General features: G+C 69.2%; 27 protein-coding genes. 17 read left to right on the forward strand and 10 right to left on the reverse strand.

Annotated elements, in window-relative coordinates:
• Positions 1-47 precede the first annotated feature (47 nt).
• Positions 48-827, forward strand: coding sequence for a hypothetical protein (locus L8H00_RS11545; protein ID WP_242097471.1), 780 nt, complete (start codon positions 48-50; stop codon positions 825-827).
• An 8-nt stretch (positions 828-835) separates the two neighbouring features.
• On the opposite strand, the gene L8H00_RS11550 is transcribed toward L8H00_RS11545, so the two are convergent.
• The 3 genes from L8H00_RS11550 to L8H00_RS11560 are packed head-to-tail and all read right to left on the reverse strand — an operon-like array spanning position 836 to position 1,899.
• Positions 836-1,240: a VOC family protein gene (locus L8H00_RS11550; protein ID WP_242097472.1), complete on the reverse strand. Its 405-nt coding sequence runs from the start codon at positions 1,238-1,240 to the stop codon at positions 836-838.
• A gap of 30 nt (positions 1,241-1,270) precedes the next feature.
• On the reverse strand, positions 1,271-1,483 hold the full coding sequence (locus L8H00_RS11555; protein ID WP_242097473.1) for a helix-turn-helix domain-containing protein: 213 nt from the start codon (positions 1,481-1,483) through the stop codon (positions 1,271-1,273).
• Positions 1,480-1,899, reverse strand: coding sequence for a hypothetical protein (locus L8H00_RS11560; RefSeq protein ID WP_242097474.1), 420 nt, complete (start codon positions 1,897-1,899; stop codon positions 1,480-1,482). Before L8H00_RS11560 ends, L8H00_RS11555 begins: the two co-directional genes overlap by 4 nt.
• Before the next feature lie 98 nt (positions 1,900-1,997).
• Here L8H00_RS11560 and L8H00_RS11565 point away from each other — a divergent pair, with 98 nt between their 5' ends.
• The 6 genes from L8H00_RS11565 to pal are packed head-to-tail and all read left to right on the forward strand — an operon-like array spanning position 1,998 to position 6,618.
• Complete coding sequence (locus L8H00_RS11565) at positions 1,998-2,459, forward strand: YbgC/FadM family acyl-CoA thioesterase (protein WP_277924393.1); 462 nt, start codon at positions 1,998-2,000, stop codon at positions 2,457-2,459.
• Positions 2,456-3,148 (forward strand): protein TolQ, encoded by a 693-nt coding sequence (gene tolQ / locus L8H00_RS11570; RefSeq protein WP_242097475.1) that lies wholly within the window; start codon positions 2,456-2,458, stop codon positions 3,146-3,148. Before L8H00_RS11565 ends, tolQ begins: the two co-directional genes overlap by 4 nt.
• A complete protein-coding gene (gene tolR / locus L8H00_RS11575; RefSeq protein WP_242097476.1) occupies positions 3,149-3,586 on the forward strand; it encodes a protein TolR in 438 nt (145 codons plus the stop codon). It abuts the gene before it with no gap.
• The gene (locus L8H00_RS11580; RefSeq protein ID WP_242097477.1) at positions 3,586-4,650 is read left to right on the forward strand and encodes a cell envelope biogenesis protein TolA; all 1,065 of its coding nucleotides are present in this window, start codon (positions 3,586-3,588) and stop codon (positions 4,648-4,650) included. Before tolR ends, L8H00_RS11580 begins: the two co-directional genes overlap by 1 nt.
• Before the next feature lie 12 nt (positions 4,651-4,662).
• Positions 4,663-6,039 carry a Tol-Pal system beta propeller repeat protein TolB gene (tolB, locus tag L8H00_RS11585; protein WP_242097478.1) on the forward strand — a complete coding sequence of 459 codons (1,377 nt, stop codon included), beginning with the start codon at positions 4,663-4,665 and terminating at the stop codon, positions 6,037-6,039.
• A 48-nt stretch (positions 6,040-6,087) separates the two neighbouring features.
• Positions 6,088-6,618: a peptidoglycan-associated lipoprotein Pal gene (gene pal, locus L8H00_RS11590; protein ID WP_242097479.1), complete on the forward strand. Its 531-nt coding sequence runs from the start codon at positions 6,088-6,090 to the stop codon at positions 6,616-6,618.
• A gap of 34 nt (positions 6,619-6,652) precedes the next feature.
• Here the strand turns inward: pal and L8H00_RS11595 are convergent, their stop codons facing one another.
• The 3 genes from L8H00_RS11595 to L8H00_RS11605 form a co-directional block, all read right to left on the reverse strand.
• Entirely contained in the window at positions 6,653-7,513 is an 861-nt protein-coding gene (locus L8H00_RS11595; protein WP_242097480.1) for a S1/P1 nuclease, read from the reverse strand.
• A gap of 170 nt (positions 7,514-7,683) precedes the next feature.
• A complete protein-coding gene (locus L8H00_RS11600; protein ID WP_242097481.1) occupies positions 7,684-8,121 on the reverse strand; it encodes a hypothetical protein in 438 nt (145 codons plus the stop codon).
• Between the two features lie 152 nt (positions 8,122-8,273).
• Positions 8,274-9,206, reverse strand: coding sequence for an isoaspartyl peptidase/L-asparaginase (locus L8H00_RS11605; RefSeq protein WP_242097482.1), 933 nt, complete (start codon positions 9,204-9,206; stop codon positions 8,274-8,276).
• Positions 9,207-9,282: 76 nt separating this feature from the next.
• Between L8H00_RS11605 and ispG the strand changes: the two genes are divergently transcribed.
• From ispG to L8H00_RS11630, 5 genes are all read left to right on the forward strand, one after another.
• Entirely contained in the window at positions 9,283-10,407 is a 1,125-nt protein-coding gene (gene ispG, locus L8H00_RS11610; protein ID WP_242097483.1) for a flavodoxin-dependent (E)-4-hydroxy-3-methylbut-2-enyl-diphosphate synthase, read from the forward strand.
• A 30-nt stretch (positions 10,408-10,437) separates the two neighbouring features.
• Positions 10,438-10,683 carry an AbrB/MazE/SpoVT family DNA-binding domain-containing protein gene (locus L8H00_RS11615; protein ID WP_242097484.1) on the forward strand — a complete coding sequence of 82 codons (246 nt, stop codon included), beginning with the start codon at positions 10,438-10,440 and terminating at the stop codon, positions 10,681-10,683.
• Positions 10,684-10,781: 98 nt separating this feature from the next.
• Complete coding sequence (locus tag L8H00_RS11620; RefSeq protein ID WP_242097485.1) at positions 10,782-11,066, forward strand: PIN domain-containing protein; 285 nt, start codon at positions 10,782-10,784, stop codon at positions 11,064-11,066.
• A 29-nt stretch (positions 11,067-11,095) separates the two neighbouring features.
• Complete coding sequence (locus L8H00_RS11625; RefSeq protein ID WP_242097518.1) at positions 11,096-11,956, forward strand: DMT family transporter; 861 nt, start codon at positions 11,096-11,098, stop codon at positions 11,954-11,956.
• Entirely contained in the window at positions 11,953-12,423 is a 471-nt protein-coding gene (locus L8H00_RS11630; RefSeq protein ID WP_242097486.1) for a GNAT family N-acetyltransferase, read from the forward strand. Before L8H00_RS11625 ends, L8H00_RS11630 begins: the two co-directional genes overlap by 4 nt.
• A gap of 137 nt (positions 12,424-12,560) precedes the next feature.
• Here L8H00_RS11630 and ppa read toward each other — a convergent pair whose 3' ends face one another.
• The 3 genes from ppa to L8H00_RS11645 form a co-directional block, all read right to left on the reverse strand.
• The gene (gene ppa / locus L8H00_RS11635; protein WP_242097487.1) at positions 12,561-13,142 is read right to left on the reverse strand and encodes an inorganic diphosphatase; all 582 of its coding nucleotides are present in this window, start codon (positions 13,140-13,142) and stop codon (positions 12,561-12,563) included.
• A gap of 70 nt (positions 13,143-13,212) precedes the next feature.
• Positions 13,213-15,123 (reverse strand): peptidase M61, encoded by a 1,911-nt coding sequence (locus tag L8H00_RS11640; protein WP_242097488.1) that lies wholly within the window; start codon positions 15,121-15,123, stop codon positions 13,213-13,215.
• Between the two features lie 65 nt (positions 15,124-15,188).
• Positions 15,189-15,845 (reverse strand): DUF1345 domain-containing protein, encoded by a 657-nt coding sequence (locus L8H00_RS11645; protein WP_242097489.1) that lies wholly within the window; start codon positions 15,843-15,845, stop codon positions 15,189-15,191.
• A gap of 50 nt (positions 15,846-15,895) precedes the next feature.
• Here L8H00_RS11645 and hisS point away from each other — a divergent pair, with 50 nt between their 5' ends.
• From hisS to L8H00_RS11670, 5 genes are all read left to right on the forward strand, one after another.
• The gene (hisS, locus tag L8H00_RS11650) at positions 15,896-17,233 is read left to right on the forward strand and encodes a histidine--tRNA ligase (protein WP_242097490.1); all 1,338 of its coding nucleotides are present in this window, start codon (positions 15,896-15,898) and stop codon (positions 17,231-17,233) included.
• Positions 17,230-18,303 carry a peptide chain release factor 1 gene (gene prfA / locus L8H00_RS11655; protein WP_242097491.1) on the forward strand — a complete coding sequence of 358 codons (1,074 nt, stop codon included), beginning with the start codon at positions 17,230-17,232 and terminating at the stop codon, positions 18,301-18,303. Before hisS ends, prfA begins: the two co-directional genes overlap by 4 nt.
• A 102-nt stretch (positions 18,304-18,405) precedes the next feature.
• Positions 18,406-19,224 (forward strand): peptide chain release factor N(5)-glutamine methyltransferase, encoded by an 819-nt coding sequence (prmC, locus tag L8H00_RS11660; RefSeq protein ID WP_242097492.1) that lies wholly within the window; start codon positions 18,406-18,408, stop codon positions 19,222-19,224.
• Between the two features lie 266 nt (positions 19,225-19,490).
• The gene (locus L8H00_RS11665; protein ID WP_242097493.1) at positions 19,491-20,543 is read left to right on the forward strand and encodes a DUF4167 domain-containing protein; all 1,053 of its coding nucleotides are present in this window, start codon (positions 19,491-19,493) and stop codon (positions 20,541-20,543) included.
• Between the two features lie 144 nt (positions 20,544-20,687).
• Positions 20,688-21,116, forward strand: coding sequence for a CBS domain-containing protein (locus L8H00_RS11670; protein WP_242097494.1), 429 nt, complete (start codon positions 20,688-20,690; stop codon positions 21,114-21,116).
• A 15-nt stretch (positions 21,117-21,131) separates the two neighbouring features.
• On the opposite strand, the gene L8H00_RS11675 is transcribed toward L8H00_RS11670, so the two are convergent.
• Positions 21,132-22,631: a lipopolysaccharide biosynthesis protein gene (locus tag L8H00_RS11675; protein ID WP_242097495.1), complete on the reverse strand. Its 1,500-nt coding sequence runs from the start codon at positions 22,629-22,631 to the stop codon at positions 21,132-21,134.
• Positions 22,632-22,802 lie beyond the last annotated feature (171 nt).

Below are 22,802 nucleotides of genomic sequence, written 5' to 3' on the forward strand. Positions count from 1 at the left end.
TGTCATGCGCAGAGTCGATCCCGGCCGGGGGGCCATGAGGATCGTCCATGTCGCGTCGTGCCATCGCCTGTTCTGCCACTGCCGCCATCGCCCTGCTGTCCGGCTGTGCCACGCACCGGCCGCCGCTGGTGATCGCGGCGCCCACCCCCGCGCCGGTGCCGGTGCAGGCGGCGGCGCTGCCCGCCGGCGCCTATCCGGGCATGGTGATCCCCGCGCGGCTGGCCGATGGCAGCTATCCGACGCCCAATCGCGGGCTCGGCGAGGACGGCATGGTGTGGCATCTGCGCGCCGCGCTGAACGTCGCCGCGCTCGCCTGTCGCGGGGCGCAGGGCGATATGATCGTCGCCGGCTACAATGCGATGCTCGGCCGGGAAAAGGCGCCGCTCGCCGCCGCGCAGGCGCATTATGCCGCCGCCTTCCGCGATGCGGGCGCCAGCGCGTACGACGATTCGATGACGCGGCTCTACAATTTCTTCTCGCAGTCGCAGGTCCGCACCGGTTTCTGCGCGGCGGCGGCGCAGGTGCTGGGCGAATCGGTCGCGGTCGCCCCGGCCGACCTGCCCGCCTTCGCGCGCACCGCGCTGCCTGAACTGGAACGGCCCTTCACCGATTTCTACCGCGCCTATGACGCGTGGCGCGACGGCGCGCGCGCGCCCATTCCGCAGGCGGTGATCGCGGTGGCATCCACCCCGGTGCTGGCCAACCCGCCCTCGCGCGTTTCCGCGCCCGTCCCCGTTGCCGCCCCTGCCGCCGCGCCCGCGCCGCTGCGGGCCGCCGCGCCCATCGTGCCCAAATTGCAGATCGATCCGAGCGTCTTCGCCAACTGAGCCCGCGCTCAGCCGGCGATCGGCGATCCGATCGACCAGCGAAAGCCGAACGGATCGCGGAGCTGGCCATAGCGGTCGCCCCAGAACTGGTTCGCGATCGGCATCGTCACCTCGGCGCCCGCCGTCACCGCGCGCGCCGCCCAGGCATCGGCATCGTCGACCGACAGGTGCAGCGTGGTGCCGTCGGGCTCGCCCTCCTTGCGGCCGTGATATTCCGGAAACTCGTCGGACAGCATCAGCACGGCCTCGTTGAGGAACAACGCGGCCTGCATCACCCGATCGGTGCCGGGCGCGACATTGCATTCGGCCAGATGCGCGCCGAACGCCGCCTGGTAGAAGGCGAGCGCCTCGTGCGCGCGCCCGTCGCGGATCGTCAGGAAGGGGATGATTCCGGGGGCGGGACGATCGCTCATGATTCGGCTCCTGTCGGGTCGGATGCGAAACTATACCCGATCCGCGATCCGGAACAGCGCCTCCACCGATCGGTCGAGCGCGGCGGCCAGCTTCAGCGCGAGGATCGTCGAGGGCACGAACACGCCGTTTTCGACCGTGTTGATCGTCTTGCGGCTGACGCCCACCCGCTCGGCCAGCGCGGCCTGGGTCAGGCCGAGCCGCTCGCGCTCGTCCTTCAGCGTGTTGACGAGATGCTCGCTCACCGGCCCGCGCGCAGTTCCAGCGTGGCGAACGCGATCAGCGTCGCCGCCATCGCTGCGGTCGCGATCACCCGTACCGCGTCGAACGCCCCGATCCGGTCGCTGTCCAGCGTGACGAAGGCCAGGCCGATGGCGGAAGCGATGGTGGCCCAGAAGCCCGCCGTCATCGCCATGCGCCGGTGTTCGCGCGCGGATTCGTCGTCGAGCAGCCTTGCGACCGGGCTGTTCGCCTTCAGCCAGCGGGCAAGCGGCGTCAGGTTGATCGCGGCACCCAGCATCAGCCCCGTCCATACGCCTTTGAGCGAATCGGCAGCCCTGCCGAAGGTCGTGACCAGCAGAACGAGCAGGATCGCGGCGATGGCGAAGAACAGGATCGCCCGGAGTATGGCCTTGCGTTCGGCGGTGTCGATGGCGGTCATGATGATCCCTTCCGTGTAACCCACAGGTGACATGTAACCCAAAGGTTACGTGTGTCAACGGGGTTCCTTCGGCGCCATGGTTCGGTTAACGCGCTGGCATGAGCGATGCCGGGTTCGACCAGCCGATCGAGGGGCGCTTCGCCGGCGCCGAGCACCGGCTGCCGGTCCGGGTCTATTTCGAGGACACCGATCTGTCGGGCGTCGTCTATCACGCCAATTATCTGCGCTTCATGGAACGCGCGCGCAGCGACATGCTGCGCCTCGCCGGAATCGATCAGCGCGCACGGTTCGAGGCGGGCGAGGGCGCCTATGCGGTCGCTAGCCTCGCGATCCGCTATGCGGCGCCGGCGCGGCTCGACGATGCGCTGGTGGTCGTCTCGACGCTCACCGCGGTGCGCGCCGCCAGCGTCGCCATTCACCAGCGGGTCATGCGCGATGCGCTGGTGCTGGCCGAAGCCGATGTGGTGGCGGCGCTCGTCGCCCCCGACGGCCGCCCCAAGCGTCAGCCACGCGGCTGGACCGACATCTACGAACGCCTGATCGCCCAAGGAGCCGCATGACCCCCGCCCTCAATATGGATGCCGCCACGCTGTCGCCGATCGCGCTGTTCCTCGCCGCCGACTGGGTGGTGAAGGGCGTGATGCTCGGCCTGTTGCTGGCCAGCATATGGACCTGGGCGATCATCGTCGCCTCGTGGATGCGGCTGGGGCGCACGCGCAAGCGCATGGCGCGGTTCGAGCGCGATTTCTGGAAGGCGGAGGATATCGACGCCTTCTACAAGGCCGAGGGCGAGAACGACCTGCCTTCGGCGCGGGTGTTCGCCGCCGGCGTCGGCGAATGGCGCCGGTCCACCGCCAGCGGCGCGATCGACAAGGGCGGCACGCGCGAGCGGCTGGCCATGACGATGGGCGCCACGGTGGCGAGCGAGGTCGACAAGCTGTCCGACCGGCTGAACGTCCTGGCGACGATCGGCTCGGTCGCGCCGTTCGTCGGGCTGTTCGGCACGGTATGGGGGATCATGCGCAGCTTCACCGGCATCGCGGCGGCGCAGAACACCTCGCTCGCTGTGGTCGCGCCGGGCATCGCGGAGGCGCTGTTCGCCACCGCGATCGGGCTCTTCGCCGCCATCCCGGCGGTGATCGCGTACAACCGCTTCTCGCACCGGATCAACCGGATCGAGGCGGGGCTGAACCGCTTCGCCGACGGCTTCCACACCACGCTTTCCCGGCAACTGGACGGCGCGCGCTAGATGGCGATGAACCTTCCCTCGCAGCGCGGCCGCGGGCGGCGCGCGCCGATGGCGGACATCAACGTGACGCCGCTGGTGGACGTGATGCTGGTGCTGCTCATCATCTTCATGGTGACGGCGCCGCTGCTGACCGCCGGCGTGCCGGTGAACCTGCCCGATGCGCGCGCCAAGCCGCTCGATCAGGATCAGAAGCCGGTCGAGATCTCGCTCGATGCGCAGGGCCGCGTGTTCGTCGACAAGGACGCGGTGAGCGAGGCGGCGCTGCCCGCCCGGCTGGAGCGGATCGCGGGGACGCGCGCGGTGGGCCAGCCGCCGCAGATCCTGCTGCGCGCCGACAAGGCGCTCGATTACGGGCGGGTGATGCGCGTGATGGGCGAGCTCAGCCGCGCCGGGCTGACGCATGTCGCGCTCGTCACGGTGGAGGCCGGGGAGCGCTGATGGCACGGGCCGAGCGGATCGGTCTGGCGGCGGCGCTGATCGGCCATGCGTTGCTGTTCGGCGCGCTGTCGCTCGGCTGGGCGAACGCGCCCGAGCCGGTGAAGCCGTCGCAGCAGCCGATCGACGTCAGTCTGGTGAAGGACGTGGCGCTCGTGGCGACCGCGCCCTCCGTGGCGCCGCCCGCCCCCTCCGTCGCGCCCGAACAGGGGTCGCCCGAGGACGCCGCGCCCCCGCCCGAGGAGAGCGAGCCCGAACCGGCACCGCCCAAGCCCGCGCCGCCGAAACCGGCCCCGCCGAAGCCTGCGCCACCCAAGCCCGCGCCGCCAAAGCCTGCGCCCGAAAAGCCGAGCCCGCCCAAACCCAAGCCGGAGCCCGCCCCGGTGCCCCGGCACGAAACGCCCAAGCCCAAGGCGGAGCCGGTCAAGGAAAAACCGGCCAAGCCCGCGCCCAAGGCCGCGGCGAAGCCTGCGCCCAAGGCGAACGCCAAGCCGGCCCCTGCCAGATCCGCGCCTGCCAAATCGGCGAAGTCCGACGCTGCGCCGGCCAAGACCGCCGCCAAGGCGCCCGCCACGCCCGCCAAGGCGAAGCCGGCGGCGACCACCGGCAAGGGCAAGGACGCGACCGCCAAGGCCACGCGCCCGCACGGCTCGCGCCTCGGCGCCGATTTCCTCAAAGGGCTCGCCGACGCTCCGGCCAAGCCCGCCCCCGCGGCGGCGGCGCCGGCGGCCAAGGTGGGCGCCCAGCAGATGGCCGATATTGGCTCCGCCATATCGCGGCAGGTGCAGCCCTGCGCGAACCGGCAGGTTCAGCCCGGCCCCGGCGCCGAACGCATCCGCGTGATAATCAACCTGCGGCTCAATCGCGATGGCTCGCTCGCCGCTCGGCCGCGGATCACGGGGCATGACGGCGTGGACGACGAGAACCAGCGCTATCTCGCGCGCGTCGACGATCTGGCAATCGCGACCTTCACGGGCTGCGCGCCGCTTCGGGGCCTGCCCGATTCGTTGTACGACGTTCAGAATGGCTGGAGCAACTTCACCATGCGCTACAAGCTTCCCGGCTGAGGATGTGAACCGATGACCCGCCCCTTCCTCGCTCTCGCGCCGCTCGCGCTGCTCTTCGCCGCGCCCGCGTCCGCGCAGGACGCACCCGCCCCGGCCCAGGCGCCCGTCGCCGCCCAGTCCGCACCGGCGCAGGGCGGCCTCGTCGTGGACGTCACCGGCGGCATCTCCGCGCCGATGCCGATCGCGATCCCCGTGATGCCGACGGCGGCCGTGGTCGATACGCCCGCCGGCAGCACCGACGCGCTCGGGCGGCAGCTGGCCGGCATCGTCGCCAACGATCTGCGCAATTCGGGGCTCTTCACCCCTCAGGCCAATCCGCACGCGATCGCTTTTCCCGAGGTGACCGCGCCCGTGTTCGACAGCTGGAGCGCCACTGGCGCGCAGGCGCTGGTGCAGGGCTTCGTCCGCGCGAATGGCGACGGCACGCTCACGGTCGGCTGCTATCTCTACGACGTGTCCGCGCGCACCGAGCTGACGCGCGCGGGCTATGTGGTGCCGCCCGCGGAATGGCGCCGCGCGGGGCACAAATGCGCCGACATGGTGTATGCACGGCTGACCGGCGAAAGCGCCTATTTCGACAGCCGCATCGTCTATGTGTCGGAAACCGGACCCAAGGGCCACCGCATCAAGCGGCTGGCGATCATGGACCAGGACGGCGCGAACCACCGTTTCCTGACGAACGGCCAGGCGATCGTGCTGACGCCGCGCTTCGCGCCCAACCAGCAGTCGATCGTGTTCATGAGCTATGAGGGCGATCGCCCGGCGATCTATGTCTATGATCTGGGCTCGGGCCGGCCGCGACGGGTGGTGGCGAACGCCAGCCTCACCTTCGCGCCGCGCTTCTCGCCCGACGGCCGCTACATCCTGTTCTCGATGGCGAACAGCGGCAGCACCAACATCTACCGCGTGCCCGCCGGCGGCGGCAGCCCGCAGCGGCTGACCCGCTCGCCCGGCATCGATACCGGCGGCAGCTATTCGCCCGATGGTTCGAAGATCGTGTTCGAAAGCGACCGTTCGGGCGGGCAGCAGCTCTATGTGATGAACGCCGACGGCTCCGACCAGCACCGGATCAGCTTCGGCGGCGGCCGTTATGCGACGCCGGTGTGGAGCCCGCGCGGCGACCTGATCGCGTTCACCAAATTGGGCGGATCGTTCCGCATCGGCATCATGAGCCCGTCGGGCGGCGGCGAGAAGCTGCTGACCGACGGCGCGCAGGACGAGGGCCCGAGCTGGTCGCCCAACGGCCGCGTCATCACCTTCTTCCGTTCGGGCGGCGGCGGCGCGGGCAAGGCGGACCTCTGGTCGGTCGACCTGACCGGCGTCAACGAACGCAAGATCCCGACCCCGCTCGACGGATCCGATCCGGCATGGGGTCCGCTGCGGCCGTAAAGCTGCTAGAGGGGGCGGGGGCCGATTTTCACCACGGGAGTTATGAATATGGCCAAACTCAACCGGGCGCTCGTCGCCGCCATCGCGATGCTCGCGGTGGCGGGCTGCGCGAAGAAGCGCCCCGCCACGCTGCCGCCCGCGCCGCTGAGCGACCAGGGGTCTGCCCAGGCGGCCACGCCCTATGATCGCGGGCAGGGCACGGGCGGCGCGATCGTCCCCGGCTCCGACGCCGATTTCCGCCGCTCGGTGACCAGCAACACGGTGAACTTCGCGGTCGACATGTCCGACGTCGATTCGCAGGCGCGGGTGATCCTCGACAACCAGGCCGAATGGCTGGCGCGCTATCCCAATGTCCGCATCACGGTGGAGGGGCATTGCGACGAGCGCGGCACGCGCGAATATAATCTCGCGCTCGGCGACCGGCGCGCGAACGCCGCCAAGAACTATCTCGCGGCCAAGGGCGTCTCGCCCGCGCGCATCTCGACGATCAGCTACGGCAAGGAACGCCCGATCGCGCTCGGATCGGACGAGGCGAGCTGGGCGCAGAACCGCCGCGCCGTCACCATCGTGGTGAACTGAGCGGAGGCCCATCCCCCTCCCGGCGGGAGGGGGCTTATCCCAGCGCCCGGTCGAGCAGCTTGGCCAGCCGGATCCCGCCGCGCTTCACCTCGAGGCGCGACACCGGCACCAGCCGCGCGATCGTGGCGTCGTCCAGATGCACGCGCGCCGGCACCGCGGCGCATGCATCGCCGCCGAGCGCGCTCGCATAGACCTGGTCGTGCGCGACCTGCCAGCTCTCGCGGCTCCAGTCGCCCACGCCGCCCGCCCCGATCCGCGCGCGCTCGGCGGCGGGATAGCGGCGCACCAGCGAGGGTCCGGTGGTGATCGCGCGCTCGGGCAGCGGCCCGTCCCAGACCGAATGGAGGTTGAAGCGCGGCGGCGCATAGATGCCGTAATCCGCCTTCACGTCGTTGCCGCCCTTGTCGCCTCGGTCACCCGCATGGAGCGGCTGGTGGAGGTCCCCGACGAAGTGGATCAGGAAGACGAGCGCCTGCACGCGATCCTTCGCGGGCGCGGCCTTGTCGCGCAGCGTCGCCACGTCGCGGTCGATCTGCGCCGAGACGCAATTGCCGTCCTTGCAACTGGGGGTGAGGTCGAACGGCGCGCACACATCGGCATCCTGGAAATGCCAGTTATAGGCATAGCCGAAGCGTGATTTGCCGTCCGCATCCTTCAGCGGCTTGACGCAATCCGCCCAGACGCTCGCCTCCTCGATCGTCTGCGCGGGGCAGGCCGGCGTGTCGAGCAGCGCCTGCTTTGCCAACAACCGTTTCACCGCCACCCGCGTGTGCGGCGTCACATTGGCCATCGCGATTTCGGCGATGGTCTGATGGCCGAACTCCCAATAGGCGGACGCGGGTGTGGCGAACGCGAGCGCGGCGAGGCCGGCGACGAGGATGCGGGCATGGATCATCCCGGCGCCTTACCGCGCGGACGCAGGCTTTCCAACGGGTTGCGGGCGGTTGGGAGGCGATCGGGTGCTTGCGGAGGTGCTGTTCGTGGCAAGCGTTTACGTCATGATCGGTCATACCGGTTGCGCGTCGGCTTGCCCGCAATCTACCGATTGTTCAGCTGCTGGTGCGCTTAAGAGACGGAGAGCATGCGGATCTCACCCTCGCGCTGCCATCCCTTTGATGTGCGAATATAGCGAGCCTCTAATTCTCCGCCGCAGAGGCCAGTGCACGAATAGGCGAAATGAACGACGGCGCTTTGAGCGTCGCTACTAATCTGTGGAACTCCGACAGAATAGATGAAGGCTTCTCGGACATGTTGGCCGGGAATAGGCGCGTGCACCGCTGCTCGCGATCGCGCATCGTCGTCTGCAATGGGATAGCCTTTGGGGATTTCGCCTTTGAGCCTAGGGCAAATCGTCAGCAGATTAGGGCGACTTGTGTCGGGAGCGACGTAGTAGGAATCAAATCCTTTGTTGCCGTTGATGCTTAGCAGATCGCGCAGGGCCATGCTCCCAATTTCGCAGACGACTGTTAGCTCTGCCGAGCTTGGAGAGGCGGCTGTCATCATGAGGCCGACTACTAAAGCAATCATCTGCCGTCTCCCGGCTACATCGTTGAGGCAAATGCACGGCGGCAATCGTAGCCCGTCAACGTCTGCCTTGATCGAACCTCGCCTACAAGCAGCCCTTCCGCTCCCCACTCTGGCTCCACCTCGGGCCTTCAGGCGATCCTTTCATCCCCATAGATCGCCACCACCGCCTCACCGCCCGCCGAGCGCATCCCGCGATTCATCCCCGGCGTGACGAACGCCCAGTGCGCCGGCCCCGCACCGCCGACGACGATCGCGCCGCCGGTGCCGCCGAGCGACTCGACCTCCGCGAGCACGGCGCGCGTCGCTTCCGCCGCATCCTGCCCGGCCAGGCGGACGCGGGCGTCGATCTCGTGGCCGACGCCCACCCGCAGGAACGATTCGCCCGAGCCGGTGCACGACACCGCGACCGAGCGATCGTCCGCCCAGGTGCCCGCGCCGATGATCGGCGAATCGCCGATCCGGCCCCAGCGCTTGCCGGTCACGCCGCCGGTGGAGGTCGCCGCCGCCAGATGCCCCGCCCCGTCGCGCGCGACCGCGCCGACGGTGCCGTATTTCATGCCCGCGTCGAAACCGTCGCCGCCATCCGCCATCAGTTCGGCATATTGGCGGCGGCGCTCGTCCGTCTCGAACCAGCCGGGCGCGGCGCGCTCCAGCCCCTGCGAATCGCCGAAGGAATCGGCGGCGGGGCCGGCGAGCAGCACGTGGCGGCCCTCCGCCATCACGCGCCGGGCCAGCGCTACCGGGCTGCGCGTGGCGGTGACGCCCGCCACCGCGCCGGCGCCGCGCGTGCGGCCGTCCATGATCGCGGCGTCGAGTTCGATCCCGCCGTCATGCGTGAACACCGCCCCGCGGCCGGCGTTGAAATGCGGATCGTCCTCCAGCACGCGCACCGCCGCTTCGACCGCGTCCAGCGCGGTGCCGCCGGTATCGAGCACCGCCGCGCCCGCGGCAAGCGCCGCGGTCAGCCCGGCGCGCGCGCCGGCGTCCTGTTCGCGGGTGAGCGTGCTTCGCGTCAGGCGGCCCGCCCCGCCGTGCACCGCGATCGTCCATGGGTTCGTCATGGCGCGCCGCATAGCCCGATCGCGCGCGCATCGCCACGGGCTTCCGGTCGGACGCGCGACGCGGTATATGGGCCCCATGTCCATTCGTCCCTGGCGCGACATCGTCCGCCGCAAGAGCCGCCAGATCATGGTCGGGAACGTCCCCGTCGGCGGCGACGCGCCCGTCACCGTGCAGACGATGACCAACACGCCGACCAGCGATCCCGTCGCCACGATCAACCAGATCCGGCGCTGCGAGGAGGCGGGTGCCGACATCATCCGGGTGAGCTGCCCCGATGTGGAGAGCACCGCCGCGCTGAAGCAGATCGTGCGCGCCGCGCGCGTGCCGATCGTGGCGGACATCCATTTCCATTATCGCCGCGCGTTGGAGGCGGCGGATGCGGGGGCGGCGTGCCTGCGGATCAACCCCGGCAACATCGGCTCGGCCGCGCGCGTCAAGGAAGTGGTGGATGCGGCCAAGGCGAATGGCTGCGCGATCCGGATCGGCGTGAACGGCGGCAGCCTGGAGCGGCACCTGCTCGAGAAATATGGCGAGCCGTGCCCCGATGCGCTGGTCGAGAGCGCGCTCGATCACATCAAATTGCTGCAGGATCACGACTTCCACGAGTTCAAGGTGGCGGTGAAGGCGTCCGACCTGTTCCTCGCGGTGGCGGCGTATCAGCAGCTCGCCGAGCAGGTCGATTGCCCGCTGCACCTGGGCATCACCGAAGCGGGCGGGTTCGTCGGCGGCACGGTGAAGTCGGCGATCGGGATGGGCAGCCTGCTCTGGTACGGCATCGGCGACACCATCCGCGTGTCGCTCTCGGCCGAGCCCGAGGAGGAGATCCGCGTCGGCTTCGAGATCCTGAAGGCGCTCGGCATCCGCAACCGCGGCGTGCGCGTGGTGTCGTGCCCGAGCTGCGCGCGTCAGGGCTTCGACGTGATCCGCACCGTGCAGGCGCTGGAGGAGCGGTTGCAGCATATCCGCACGCCGATGTCGCTGTCGGTGCTCGGCTGCGTGGTGAACGGGCCCGGCGAGGCGCGCGAAACCGATATCGGCATCACCGGCGGCGGCAATGGCCGCCACATGGTGTATCTGTCGGGCGTGACCGACCATCATGTGCAGGACGAGGGCATGATCGAGCACATCGTCCGCCTGGTGGAGGCCAAGGCGGCCGAGATCGACGCGGTCGATCAGGCGGTGCCGGTGGCGGCGGAATAGCGCCGCGCGGAGCGTTCGGGGAGGATCGGGATGACCTATCATGCCAAGGTGATCGCCGGCGGCAAGATCGTCATGCCGTCCGAGCTGCTGCAGGAATTCGGCATCAAGGATGGCGATTCGCTGATCGTCGAGCGCGACGATCAGGGTGGGCTGTCCCTCCGGACGTTCGAGCAGGCGTTGCGGGAGAGCCAGCGGCGCGCACGTGCGGTCTTCGGCGCGGATTATACGGTCGATCAGTTCATCGCGGAAAAGCGCGCCGATTGGGGAGAGGCGTGAGCGATATCATCGATGCGGCTGCGCTGATGGCGTTGCTGCTCGATGAACCCGGCGCGGATAGGGTGGCGTCGATCCTTCGCGGCGGCGTGATGTAGACGGTGAACATCTCGGAATGTTGTTCGCGCGCCGTGGAGCGTGGTGCGACCGCCGACGCGGTGCTCGCGATGATCGCGGGCTACGATCTCGAGATCGTCGATTGCGGCCTCGAACAGGCAACCGAAGCGGCGCGCCTGCGCGAACCGACGCGCGCGGCGGGCGCGTCGCTGGGCGATGGGATGTGTCTGGCGCTGGCCAAGCTGCGCGGAGGCACGATCTATACCGCGGACCGTCGGATGGGCGCGCTCGACGGCAAGCTCGGCATCGCCATCCGCCTGATCCGGTGAGCGGCCGCCGCCATTCCGTCCCCGCCGTCATGGCGGCGGCCGTCGGGATCGCGATCTATTCGGGCATGGATTCGATCATGAAGGGGCTGTCGATCCAGAGCGGCGCGTACAGCGCGGTGCTGTGGCGCTCGGTCGCGGGGACGGCGATCGCGGGATCGGTGTTCGTCGCGCGCCAGCGGCCCTGGCCGGCGGGGCTGGCGCTGCGGTTGCACGGCGCGCGCGGGCTGGCGTCGGGGCTGTCGGTGCTGTTCTTCTTCTGGGGCCTGGCGCGGGTGCCGATGGCGCAGAGCGTGGCGCTCACCTTTCTGGCGCCGCTGATCGCGCTGTATCTGGCCGCGGCGTTGCTCGGCGAAACGGTGCCGCGCAGCGCCGTCGCGGGGTCGCTGGTCGCCACGCTGGGCGTGCTGGCGATCGCGGGCGGCGCGGTGCAGGCGCGTGCCTCGACCGGGTCGGTGCTGGGCATGATCGCGATCGTCGTCGCGTCGATCCTCTATGCGTACAGCCTGATCCTGCTGCGGCGGCAGGCGCAGCTCGCCGATCCGCTGGAGGTGACGCTGTTCACCAGCGTGGCGACCACCGCGCTGCTGCTGCTGGGCAGCGCGTGGTTCGCCGCGATGCCCGCCTGGCCGCAGACGCCGGCGATCCTCGCGGCGGCGTTCCTCGGCACGATCTCGTCGCTGCTGATGGCCTGGGCCTATGCGCGCGGCGAGACGCAGCGGCTGGCGCCGATCGAATATAGCGCCTTTCTGTGGGCGGCGGTCCTCGGCTGGCGCGTCTTCGGCGAGCGCGTATCGCCCTGGACGATGGCGGGCGCCGTGCTCATCGTCGCGGGATGTGCCATCGCGGTGCGGCGGCCGATCCCGGCCGCGCAGACAGAGGCTTCCGCATGATCCGCAATGCCGTTCCCGGCGACGTGCCCACCATCCTGCGCTTCGTGCGCGAACTCGCGGTGTTCGAACGCGAGCCCGATGCGGTGGAGGCGACCGAGGCGATGCTGGCCGACGCGCTGTTCGGGCCCGTGCCCGCCGCGGAAGCGGTGATCGCGGAAATGGACGGCGATCCGGTGGGCTTTGCGCTCTTCTTCCACAATTTCTCGACGTGGAAGGGACGGCGCGGCCTGTATCTGGAGGATCTCTACGTCACGCCCGCGGCGCGGGGGCGGGGCGTGGGCGAAGCGCTGCTGCGGCATCTGGCGGCGACCGCGGTGGCGCGGGGTTGCGCGCGATTCGAATGGTCGGTGCTCGACTGGAACGAGGCCGCGGTGCGCTTCTACCGCAAGCTGGGTGCGGTGGGGCAGGCGGAATGGACCGTGCAGCGCGTCGACGGCGACGCGCTGCTGGCCCTGGCCCGCGGGTAGCGCAGGGTGAGGCTGGTTTGATCCAGCCTCCCACCCCGTTCGTGCCGAGTTTGTCGAAGCACCCCTTGCTCGACCCGCCCTTCGACAAGCTCATGGCGAACGGGGCAAAATAACGCCATCAAGCGCAGCGGGCGAGATCAGGCCCGCCCGGCGACCTCGTCGGCATCGGCGGGCTCTTCACCCTTGGCCTTTTCCGCCTCGTAGCGCGCGATCGCCTCGATCGTGATCTGCTTGGCCTCTTCGGCATCGCCCCATTTGCCGACGCGGACCCACTTCTTCTTTTCCAGATCCTTATAGTGGGTGAAGAAATGCTCGATCTGCTCGAACACGATCTCGGGCACGTCGCCGCGGCCACCGACGTTCGAATAATAGGGGAAGACCGAGTCGACGGGTACGCAGACGAGCTTCTCGTCGCCGCCGGCCTCGTCCTCGAGGTTCAGCACCGCGATCGGGCGGGCGCGGACGACGCAGCCCGGGATGAAGGGCGAGCGCGAGATCACCAGCGCGTCGAGCGGATCGCCGTCGGGCGACAGCGTGTGCGGCACGAAGCCGTAATTGGCGGGATAGCGCATCGGCGTGTGCAGGATGCGATCGACGAACAGCGCGCCCGACGCCTTGTCGAATTCATACTTCACCGGCTCGCCGCCGGTCGGCACCTCGATGATGACGTTCAAGTCTTCCGGCGGGTTCTTGCCCGTCGGGATCAGGTCGATACGCATGGCAAATCCTTTGCAAGCAGACGGGATGGCCGCGCTTTCGGCGCGGCCCCGTGAAAAAGCAACATGGATGTCAGCGCGGCGCCAGCAGCCGGTCGAGCCCGGTCTCGCCCGTGCCGGTCTTCACCAGATGCGGATAACGCGGGCCGCCATGATAGTCGATCGCCACGGTGCGCACGCGGTCGTCGGCCTTGATCGTCAGGCGGATCGGCTCCTTGCTGCCCTTGGCCGCCACGATCGCGTCGCGCAGCCGATCGGGCGAGAAGGCGCCGTCGCCCACCGCCAGGATCGTACCGCCGGTGTCCAGCCCTGCCTTGAACGCGGGGCTGGCCCAGATCACGCTCGTCAGATTGCCGTCCTTGTCCGCCGCGAGCCCAGCCGAATCGAGCGCGTCGACCCCGCCGCGCTCCGCCTTCTTGGTCGCGGGCGAAGGCTCGGGCGTGTAGCCGAGCGTATAGCCGTTGGCGGCGAAGCCGGCGGTGGGGGCGGGCTTGCCCGTCTCGGTCAGGCGCTGGCGGAGAAAGCCCGCCCAATCATAGGGCTGCACGCCGTTCAGCGTCGCGACCACGTCGTCGAAATTATAGGTCAGCTCGCCCCAATCGCCGTCGCGCACGCCGAAAAAGGCGCGGGCGAAATCGTCGATCGACTTGGTGCCGCCCGACATGGCGCGGAGCATGGAATCGACCTCCATCCACACCATCGCGCCCTCGACATAATAATCCTCCGATCGCTGATAGCTGACCCAGCCCTTGGGCCGGCGCTGCGAGATGATCGGATCGTTGGTGGTGTCGATCAGCGGCCGCCACTGGCGCGCGGGCGCGCGGTCGTAGCTGGCGATCGCCTGCGCCAGCATGTCGAGCATCTCCTCCTTGGTGGCGAGGCCCGATCGCGCCTGGAGCACATAGCCCCAGAACTGCGTCTGCCCCTCATATACCCACAGCAGCGAATCGCGCATCGGCACGTCGAAATTGGGCGTCCACAGATCCGCGCCGCGGCGGAACTTGCCGTCCCAGCTATGCGTGTATTCGTGCGGCAGCAGGTTGCGCGCGGCGACATTGTCCTTCCACTCGGTGAAGAAGCCTGCCTTCGTCCCGTCTTCCGAACTGCGATGATGTTCGAGGCCGATGCCGCCGATCCGGTCCGAGATCGAGAAGAGGAAGTGGTAATTGTCGTAATGCTGCGCGCCGAACAGCTTCACCGCCTGATCGACCAGCCGTTTGTGCGCATCGATCTGCTCGGGCGTGGCGACCAGCTGGCCGGGACTGTCGGCGAAGGTGTCGAGCGTGACGCGCGGCGAGAGCGCGAACGCCTTGTAATAGCGCCCGGCCAGCGTCGGCGAATCGACGAGGATCTCGTAGTTCGTCGTCTGATAGGCATAGTTGGACCCGGTGTTGCGCGAGGGCAGGCCGGCCGCCGCGGTGAAGCCCGCCGGATACTTCACGGTGGCGGTGATCGGGATCTGGCGGGTGAAATAGCCCGCCGGATAGAGGCTCACCGAATTCCACTGCACGCGCAGGATATCGGGCGTCATGACGATCGGACCCTGGTCGGGCTTGGTCGCCGACAGGAACTGAAGGTCGATGTCGAGCCGTTTCGCGCCCTGCGGCACGTCGATATGGAAGGCGAAGACGTCGACCGGATCGCGCGTCCAGGCCAGTTCCCGGCCGCCGCTGCGGATGTGCAGCCCCGCCAGCTTGTCGATCTGGCCCGAGGGCGAATGGTTGCCCGGCAGCCATTTGGGATAGAGCAGCACCATCGGCCCGGCCTTCGCCACCGGGATCGTCTCGTGTGCGCTGATGATGCCCTGATCGGTGTTGGTGGCATCCACGTCCAGCGTCAGCGTGCCGGGATAGGGCACGTCCTGCGGCGCGGGGATGGTGTCGGCATAGGGCACGGGCTGCGGCGCGCTGTTGCCCGCGGGCACCTGTGCCGCGGCGATGGCGGAGGAGGCGAGCAAGGCGGCAAGCGTCAGCGTTCGGATCATGGACGGCCCTCGAATTCGGATGAAGGCGGTGGTGTAACCGTGCGAAAGGTCAGCCGTCCAGTCCCTTAGCTGCCGCCGCCCAGCACGTTGATGGTGAAGGCCAGCACCCCCAGATTGAAGACGAACGCGGCGAGGCACTGGCCGATCACGATGCGGCGCATCCGTTCGGACGAGATCTCGACGTCCGACGTCTGGAACGTCATGCCGAGCGTGAAGCTGAAATAGACGAAGTCCCAATAGGTCGGCTCCTTCGTCTTCGGGAATTCCAGCCCGCCATCGTCGCCGCCATCGTCGCCGTCGTCATTGTAGAACAGGTGCGCATAATGGAGCGCGTAGAGGATGTTGGAGAACAGCCACGCGATCACCAGCGTGGCGAGCACCAGGACGAGCGCGAGCGCGTCGTTCTTGCCCTTCAGCTCGCCGTGCACCGCGACGAGGATGACGATCAGCGTCACGAAGCTGAAGCCCAGCAGTACCGCGCGGTTGGCGTCGTTCGCGCGGGTGGCGGCGCGGATGCCCTCGGGCGTGGCGCCGTGCAGCAGCGGCCAGCACGACAGCAGGAACACGAAGCCCGCCACGTCGAACGCCGCCATCGTCGCCCGCCCCCATTGGAGCAGCGGCACCCCGATCGCGAGCCCGATCGCGAACAGCAGGACGAACAGGATGAAGCGGGGCGGTGCCACGCGGTTGCCAAGGCCCCACCAGGGTTCGTTTTTCGCCATGGGGAGAGTGCTAGCGCTTGCGCGCCGCCTCGCCTAGATACCCCCGCCACATGGCACGGATCGAGACCCCCCGCCGCGTGCGCGGCACGCAGGACATCTTCGGCGAGGAGCAGCGCCGTTTCGCGCATGTGCTCGCCACGTTCGAGCGCGTGCGTGCGCTCTACTTCTTCCAGCGCGTCGACCTGCCGGTGTTCGAGGACACGCAGGTGTTCGCGCGCAGCATCGGCGAGACGACCGATGTCGTCTCCAAGGAGATGTACAGCTTTCCCGATCGCGGCGGCGACATGCTGACGCTGCGCCCCGAATTCACCGCAGGGATCGCGCGTGCCTACCTCACGGAAGGGTGGCAGCAATATGCGCCGCTGAGGCTTTCGACGAGCGGCGCGGTGTTCCGCTACGAGCGGCCGCAAAAGGGGCGCTACCGCCAGTTCCACCAGATCGACGCCGAGGTGATCGGCGCGGCCGAGCCCGCCGCCGACGTGGAATTGCTCGTCATGGCGGACCAGTTGCTGCGCGAACTGGGCATCGACGGCGTGACGCTGCAGCTCAACACGCTGGGCGACGCCGAGACGCGCGAGGCATGGCGCGACGCGCTGGTCGCGCATTTCGCGGCGCATCGCGGCGACCTGTCGGAGGACAGCCTGAAGCGGCTGGACAAGAACCCGATGCGCATCCTCGATTCGAAGGATCCGCGCGATCGGCCGATCGCCGACGCCGCGCCCGATATCGACGCGTATCTGACGCCCGCGGCGCGCGGCTTCTTCGATGCGGTGACCGCCGGTCTCGATGCGGCGGGGGTGGCGTGGGAACGCAACGCGCGGCTGGTGCGCGGCCTCGATTATTACCGCCACACCGCCTTCGAATTCGTCACTGACCGGCTGGGGGCGCAAGGCACCGTGCTGGCGGGGGGGCGTTACGACGGGCTGATCGGGAGCCTGGGTGGGCCGGAGACACCGGGCGTGGGCTGGGCGGCGGGTGTCGAGCGGCTAGCGATGCTATTGATAGACCTAGGCAAGCCTCTTCGGACTGCCGCTGTCGTTGTCGAGGAAGACACACCGGCGATGCGTGCGCTGAGCCGCGACATAGAGCGCATTTTGCGGGGCGCTGAGATGCCTACAGTAACATTCTCTGAGGGCAATCCCAAGAAAAGGTATGATAAAGCTGCACGGTTACCAGTTGATTACCTAATTAATTTGACCACGGATCAAATTACAGGCCAACAAGTAATACGCGTTAAAAGGCGTATTAACGACCGGTATAATACAAAGGGGCGAATATATTCTGCACTAAAACGGCTATTGCGCGATCGCTTTCACGTCGATCCGAAGGATTGGCGCAGAGTGGCGGCTCATGGAGGTGATGTGCTGCTGGGTCCGTTGCCATCATGACCACCATCTCCCCCGACCGGATCCGCCAGATCGAGGCGCGGCGCGACGAGTTGCAGGCGCTGATGGCGACGGGCGATCTCGCGGGCGACCGGTTCGTACAGGTGTCGAAGGAATATGCCGAGCTGGAGCCGGTCGCGCAGGCGGCGAGCGAGGTGCGGCGATTGCGCGCCGAGGCCGAGAGCCTCGCCTATATGGCGCAGGACGCCGATGACGAGCTGCGCGCGATGGCCGCCGAGGAGCTGCACGAGAATCGGGAAGCGCTGGACGCCGCCGATCGCCGCCTCGCGCTCGCGCTGCTGCCGCGCGATGCCGCCGACGAGCGTTCGGCGATGCTCGAGGTGCGCGCGGGCACCGGCGGTGACGAAGCGGCGCTGTTCGCGGGCGACCTGTTCCGCATGTACCAGCGTTACGCCGAATCGCGGGGCTGGCGCGTCGAGCTGATCTCCGCCTCCGCCTCCGATGCGGGCGGCTTCAAGGAAGCGGTGGCGAGCGTGACCGGACAGGGGGTGTTCGCGCGGCTGAAGTTCGAATCCGGCGTCCACCGCGTGCAGCGCGTTCCCGCGACCGAGGCGGGGGGGCGGATCCACACCTCGGCGGCGACGGTGGCCGTGCTGCCCGAGGCGGAAGAGGTGGATGTGAAGATCGACGACAAGGATCTGCGCATCGACATCTATCGTTCCTCGGGTCCGGGGGGCCAATCGGTCAACACCACCGATTCGGCGGTGCGCATCGTTCATATCCCGACCGGCCTGACGGTGATCCAGCAGGACGAGAAATCGCAGCACAAGAACAAGGCCAAGGCGCTGAAGGTGCTGCGCACGCGCCTCTACGAGCTGGAACGCGAGCGGCTTCATGCCGATCGGGCGGGTGCGCGCAAGGCGATGGTGGGCTCCGGCGACCGGTCCGAGCGGATCCGCACCTATAATTTCCCGCAAGGGCGCGTGACCGATCACCGGATCAACCTGACGCTCCACCGCCTGCCTGAGATCATGGCGGGAGAGATGGACGAGCTGGTGGGCGCGCTGATCGCCGAGGACGAAGCGGAGCGGCTGGCGCAACTGGATGCGTAGGGCGGCCGGCCGCACCTTGCGGCTGGACTCGCACAGGCGCGGTTGGCGGGGCCCGCCCCGACCGACGACGCGGCATTGTTGCGTCGCGGCCCGACTCCGGCGATGACCGGCGCGTCCTCCACCGCGCGCCACGCGATCGCGGCGGCGGCGGCGCGCTTCGCCTTTTCCGCCACGCCGCGCCTCGATGCCGAATTGCTGATGGCGCACGCGATGGGGATCGCGCGCGACGCGCTGCTGCTGGGGCGGCTCGACGATCGCGCACCCGCGGGCTTCGCCGCGCTGGTCGAACGGCGGGTGGCGCACGAGCCGATCGCCTATATCCTCGGCACGCGCGGCTTCTGGACGATCGATCTCGCGGTCGGCCCCGGCGTGCTGGTGCCGCGCGCGGACAGCGAGGTGCTGATCGAGGCGGCGCAGCGCCATTTCGCCGGCCGCGCGCCGCGCAGCGTGCTCGATCTCGGCACCGGGCCCGGCACGCTGCTGCTCGCCGCGCTCGATCTGTGGCCGGTGCGCGGGTTGGGGGTGGATCGGTCGGCCCAAGCGCTCGGCTATGCGCGCGCCAATGCCGCGGCGCTCGGCGCGGATGCGCGGTTCGTGCAGGGCGACTGGGCCGCGGCGATCGCGGGTCCGTTCGATCTGGTGCTCGCCAACCCGCCTTATATCGGCACCGCGGAGGCGCTGCCGGAGGAGGTTCGCGGCCACGAACCGGGGTTGGCGCTCTTCGCCGGCGCCGATGGGCTCGACGCCTATCGCACGATCGCGCCGCAACTCCACCGGCTGATCGCGCCCGGCGGCGTCGCGATCCTGGAAATCGGGGCGACTCAGACGGATGCGGTATCCGCGCTCGTCGCCGCGGAGGATCTGACGCCGGTGCTGGTGCACGATTATGCCGGGCTTCCCCGCGCGCTGGTCTGTACGTGAATTAACGCGAACCGTGACGATATTTCACTTGTCGGGCCTGCCCTCCCGCCGCTATTGGGGGGTGAGGGGCTCGCGACATCGGCACATGTGGTTGATTTCGGGCGCCGTCCTTCACCCTTCGTCATGACGCTGCCTCATCCGGCGGCCGTGGCAGGCCCGACGTGCCGCAGACCCCGGCACCGAGGCCGGGAACGCGCATCGCCCGAACGGATCGGGCCCAGGACGGGTTCGCGCCGCACACGGGTCGGAAACTTGAGGACACAAGCTTGATCAACAACAGGCAAGCCGGCCGCCGTCGCGGTCGCGGGGGCAATAACGGTGCGGGTGGCGGTGGCGGCGGGGGCAACCCGCGTCAGGGCGGCAACCCCGGCCGCGGCGACGGCGGCAACCGGATCGACAGCCGGGCGCGCGGCAACGCGGCGCAATTGCTCGAGAAATACAAGAATCTCGCCCGCGACGCGCAGCTTTCGGGCGACCGGGTCAATATCGAATATTACCTCCAGTTCGCGGACCATTATTTCCGCGTGCTGAGCGAGCAGCGCAGCCGCTTCGAGGAAAGCCAGCCGCGCCGCCAGCAGAACGAAGCGTTCGACGATGGCTATGACGGCGAGGGCGAGGACGAGTTCGGCCAGGAAGGCGAGCCGATCCGCGCGGGCGAACAGAGCGCCATGCGCGACGGCAACCGCCAGGACGGTGGGCGCAACGACAGCCAGCGCGGCGATGGCCAGCGCAGTGACGGTCAGCGCGGCGACAATCCGCGCAACGACGGCCAGCGCAACGACGGCCAGCGCAACGACGGCCAGCGCAACGACGGGCAGCGCTACGAAGCCCGCGGCGACGGCAACCGCCAGGACGGCCAATCGCGCGGCGACGGCCAGCGTCAGGGCGAACAGCCGCAGCGCAACGCCGATCGCCCGGCGCGCAACCAGGCCGAGGGCGACCGGCGCCCCCGCGACGGCGATCAGCCGCAGACCGAACGCCGCCCGCGCCGCGACCGGTTCGAGCAGGCCGAAACCCAGCCGCGCGAGGGCACCCCGTCGCAGGACGTGCAGGATGCGCCCTCGCCCACCTTCGTGACGGCCGCGCCGGTCGAAGCGTCGCCGCCGGCCTCCGAGCCGCAGGCCGAGGCGCCGCGCCGGCGGGGTCGTCCCCGCCGCGAGGTCGCGCCGGTCGAGGAGGCCGCGACGTTCGAGGCGGATCGCCTGCCGCCGTCGCTCGGGATTTCCGCGGTCGCCAACGACACCGACACGCCCGAGGCGGAAGCGCCCAAGCCGCGCCGTCGCCGCACCCCGCGCGTGGAGGCGTCCGCCGCGGAATGATCGCGGCCGCCGCGTGATGTGCAGAGGACCGGTGCCGCACCCGCGGCGCCGGTCCTTCTCGTTTCGGCGTCGGCGCTAGGCGCGCGCGGCAAAACATGCTTCACTCCGGCGAGGCGGGGAACACGCTGAGGAGGAGAGGCGAAGATGACGATCGCGGCGATCCTGAAATCCGATGTGCATGACGTGGTGACGCTGAGCCCGGATGCGCGCGTGCACGAGGCGGTGGCGCTGCTCGCCGAACGCCGGATCGGCGCAGTGCCGGTGATGCGGGGCGACCAGGTTGTCGGCATCTTCTCCGAACGCGACGTGATCCACGGGCTGCAGGCGGAGGGCGGCGCGGCGCTCGACCGCCGGGTGGCCGACATGATGACCGCGCCGGCCGTAACCGTCGCGCCGTCCGAGCCCGTCATCGGCGCGCTGTCGCTGATGACGCGTCGCCGCATCCGCCATCTGCCCGTGGTCGAGAAGGGCGCGCTGGTCGGCTTCGTTTCGATCGGCGACCTCGTCAAATACCGGATCGACCGGATCGAGGCGGACGCCGCGGCGATGCGCGACTATATCCAGTCGGCCTGATGCCCGCGTCCGGGTTCAGGCGGCTGGGTGAGCGGGCGGTGCGCGGCGGACCATGGCGATCAATGCCAGCAGCGTGGGCCGCGCGAAGAGCATCAGCCACGCGCCATAGGCCACCAGCCCCGTGCCCGCGAGCACGCCAAGCCGGGCGGCCGGCACCATCGCGGGCAGCACGCGGTCGACGAGCGACACGATCAGCGCCATTCCCGTCGAGGCGAGCAGCGGTGGCAGGATCGCGCGCGCCACGTCGCGCGCGCGCGCGCCGATCACCGGCAGCGCGCGGCGGGCGCTGATGCCGAGATAGAGGGGGTAGGCGACGATCCACGCGGTCGCCATCCCGGTCGGCCCGCCGCGAACGCCGATCAGGAACGCGATCGTCAGGATCGCCGCGCCCCAGGCGCCGTTGCCGACACCCACGCCCGGCCGGCCGCGCGCATCGCAGGCCGGGGTGAACAGCACCAGCAACGTCATGAACGGCATGGCGAGCGCGAGCAGCCGCACCACGGGCGCGACGGCCGCCCATTTGGGCCCCAATACGGTGAGCACCAGCGGCTCGGCGGTGACGAACAGCCCGAGATAGAAGGGCAGCGCCGCGATCATCACGATCCCCACCGCACGGACGAACGCGCGCGCCACGGCGCCATCGTCTTCGGCCTCGTGGCGCATCCGCGCATAGGCGGAGAACGCGACCTCGTTGAGCGGCGGCACGAATTTGGACACGAAGATCTGCGCGAGAAACAGGGCGGTCGTGTAGATGCCGAGCGTCGCCGGCGCGAAGCGGCGTCCGGCAATGAACACATCGGCCTGGCTCTGTGCGAACCAGAAGAGCTGCCCCGCCGCGACCACGCCGCCATAGCGCGCGAGGCTGCCCGCGCCGCGAAAGTCGAAGCTCGGCCAGATCAGCGCGCGCGCGCTCCAGGTGAGCATCGCCGCGCGCACGGTGAACAGCGTCAACGGCGCGAGCACCAGCGTCCATACCCCGAGCCCCGCCGATGCGCCCCCCAACGCCGCGGTGGCGCTGGCGATCGAGGCGGCGATGTTGGCGCGCGCCTGGTGGCGAAAGTCCATCCGGCGGGACAGCAATGCCAGGGGAAGCGCGATGAACGGCGTCGTCAGATAGACGAGCGCTTGCACGCGCAGCAGCACGGTCACCTCAGGCTGGCGGTAATAGGCGGCGGCGAGCGGGGCGAGCGCCACCTGAGCGAGCGCGAGCCCGCCGTTCAGGACGATCAGCATCCCGAAGAGCTGGCGGATCTGACGCTCGGTCACCTCGGCCTGCTGCACCAGCCCGCTCGCCAGCCCATAGCCGTTCAGCATGTTGAGCAGCGCGAGCACCACCTGGGTCATCGCGACGAGGCCGTAATCGGCAGGCCCGAGAATGCGGATGACGAGGAAGGTGGCGGCCCATTGCACCGTCTGGGCGAGAATCTGGCTGCCCGATCGCCAGATCACCGCGCGGCGGATGCGCGATGCCAGCGATTCGGCGGTGGGATCCGGGGAAAGGGCGGTCATCTCCATCGCTCTACCCCATGCACCGGACGCCTTCACAAGCGGTAAACCCAAGCGATTCCGCAGGATTGCCACGGATCTGCAAGAAATCTGCAAAAAAGCGTTTGACGGTTCTCCAAGGTCCCCTTAAAGGAGTTCTCACAGCGACGGCGGTCCACACGGAACGCCAACGCGGTCACG

This window comes from Sphingomonas sp. CROZ-RG-20F-R02-07, assembly GCF_022662335.1.
Taxonomy (GTDB): domain Bacteria; phylum Pseudomonadota; class Alphaproteobacteria; order Sphingomonadales; family Sphingomonadaceae; genus Sphingomonas.

Excerpts from the sequence above, each read along its gene's own strand:
- L8H00_RS11545 (WP_242097471.1), top strand. The coding sequence starts at position 48 with ATGTCGCGTCGTGCCATCGCCTGTTCTGCCACTGCCGCCATCGCCCTG.
- L8H00_RS11550 (WP_242097472.1), bottom strand. The coding sequence starts at position 1,240 with ATGAGCGATCGTCCCGCCCCCGGAATCATCCCCTTCCTGACGATCCGC.
- L8H00_RS11560 (WP_242097474.1), bottom strand. The coding sequence starts at position 1,899 with ATGACCGCCATCGACACCGCCGAACGCAAGGCCATACTCCGGGCGATC.
- L8H00_RS11565 (WP_277924393.1), top strand. The coding sequence starts at position 1,998 with ATGAGCGATGCCGGGTTCGACCAGCCGATCGAGGGGCGCTTCGCCGGC.
- tolQ (WP_242097475.1), top strand. The coding sequence starts at position 2,456 with ATGACCCCCGCCCTCAATATGGATGCCGCCACGCTGTCGCCGATCGCG.
- tolR (WP_242097476.1), top strand. The coding sequence starts at position 3,149 with ATGGCGATGAACCTTCCCTCGCAGCGCGGCCGCGGGCGGCGCGCGCCG.
- L8H00_RS11580 (WP_242097477.1), top strand. The coding sequence starts at position 3,586 with ATGGCACGGGCCGAGCGGATCGGTCTGGCGGCGGCGCTGATCGGCCAT.
- tolB (WP_242097478.1), top strand. The coding sequence starts at position 4,663 with ATGACCCGCCCCTTCCTCGCTCTCGCGCCGCTCGCGCTGCTCTTCGCC.
- pal (WP_242097479.1), top strand. The coding sequence starts at position 6,088 with ATGGCCAAACTCAACCGGGCGCTCGTCGCCGCCATCGCGATGCTCGCG.
- L8H00_RS11595 (WP_242097480.1), bottom strand. The coding sequence starts at position 7,513 with ATGATCCATGCCCGCATCCTCGTCGCCGGCCTCGCCGCGCTCGCGTTC.
- L8H00_RS11600 (WP_242097481.1), bottom strand. The coding sequence starts at position 8,121 with ATGATGACAGCCGCCTCTCCAAGCTCGGCAGAGCTAACAGTCGTCTGC.
- L8H00_RS11605 (WP_242097482.1), bottom strand. The coding sequence starts at position 9,206 with ATGACGAACCCATGGACGATCGCGGTGCACGGCGGGGCGGGCCGCCTG.
- ispG (WP_242097483.1), top strand. The coding sequence starts at position 9,283 with ATGTCCATTCGTCCCTGGCGCGACATCGTCCGCCGCAAGAGCCGCCAG.
- L8H00_RS11615 (WP_242097484.1), top strand. The coding sequence starts at position 10,438 with ATGACCTATCATGCCAAGGTGATCGCCGGCGGCAAGATCGTCATGCCG.
- L8H00_RS11625 (WP_242097518.1), top strand. The coding sequence starts at position 11,096 with ATGGCGGCGGCCGTCGGGATCGCGATCTATTCGGGCATGGATTCGATC.
- L8H00_RS11630 (WP_242097486.1), top strand. The coding sequence starts at position 11,953 with ATGATCCGCAATGCCGTTCCCGGCGACGTGCCCACCATCCTGCGCTTC.
- ppa (WP_242097487.1), bottom strand. The coding sequence starts at position 13,142 with ATGCGTATCGACCTGATCCCGACGGGCAAGAACCCGCCGGAAGACTTG.
- L8H00_RS11640 (WP_242097488.1), bottom strand. The coding sequence starts at position 15,123 with ATGATCCGAACGCTGACGCTTGCCGCCTTGCTCGCCTCCTCCGCCATC.
- L8H00_RS11645 (WP_242097489.1), bottom strand. The coding sequence starts at position 15,845 with ATGGCGAAAAACGAACCCTGGTGGGGCCTTGGCAACCGCGTGGCACCG.
- hisS (WP_242097490.1), top strand. The coding sequence starts at position 15,896 with ATGGCACGGATCGAGACCCCCCGCCGCGTGCGCGGCACGCAGGACATC.
- prfA (WP_242097491.1), top strand. The coding sequence starts at position 17,230 with ATGACCACCATCTCCCCCGACCGGATCCGCCAGATCGAGGCGCGGCGC.
- prmC (WP_242097492.1), top strand. The coding sequence starts at position 18,406 with ATGACCGGCGCGTCCTCCACCGCGCGCCACGCGATCGCGGCGGCGGCG.
- L8H00_RS11670 (WP_242097494.1), top strand. The coding sequence starts at position 20,688 with ATGACGATCGCGGCGATCCTGAAATCCGATGTGCATGACGTGGTGACG.
- L8H00_RS11675 (WP_242097495.1), bottom strand. The coding sequence starts at position 22,631 with ATGGAGATGACCGCCCTTTCCCCGGATCCCACCGCCGAATCGCTGGCA.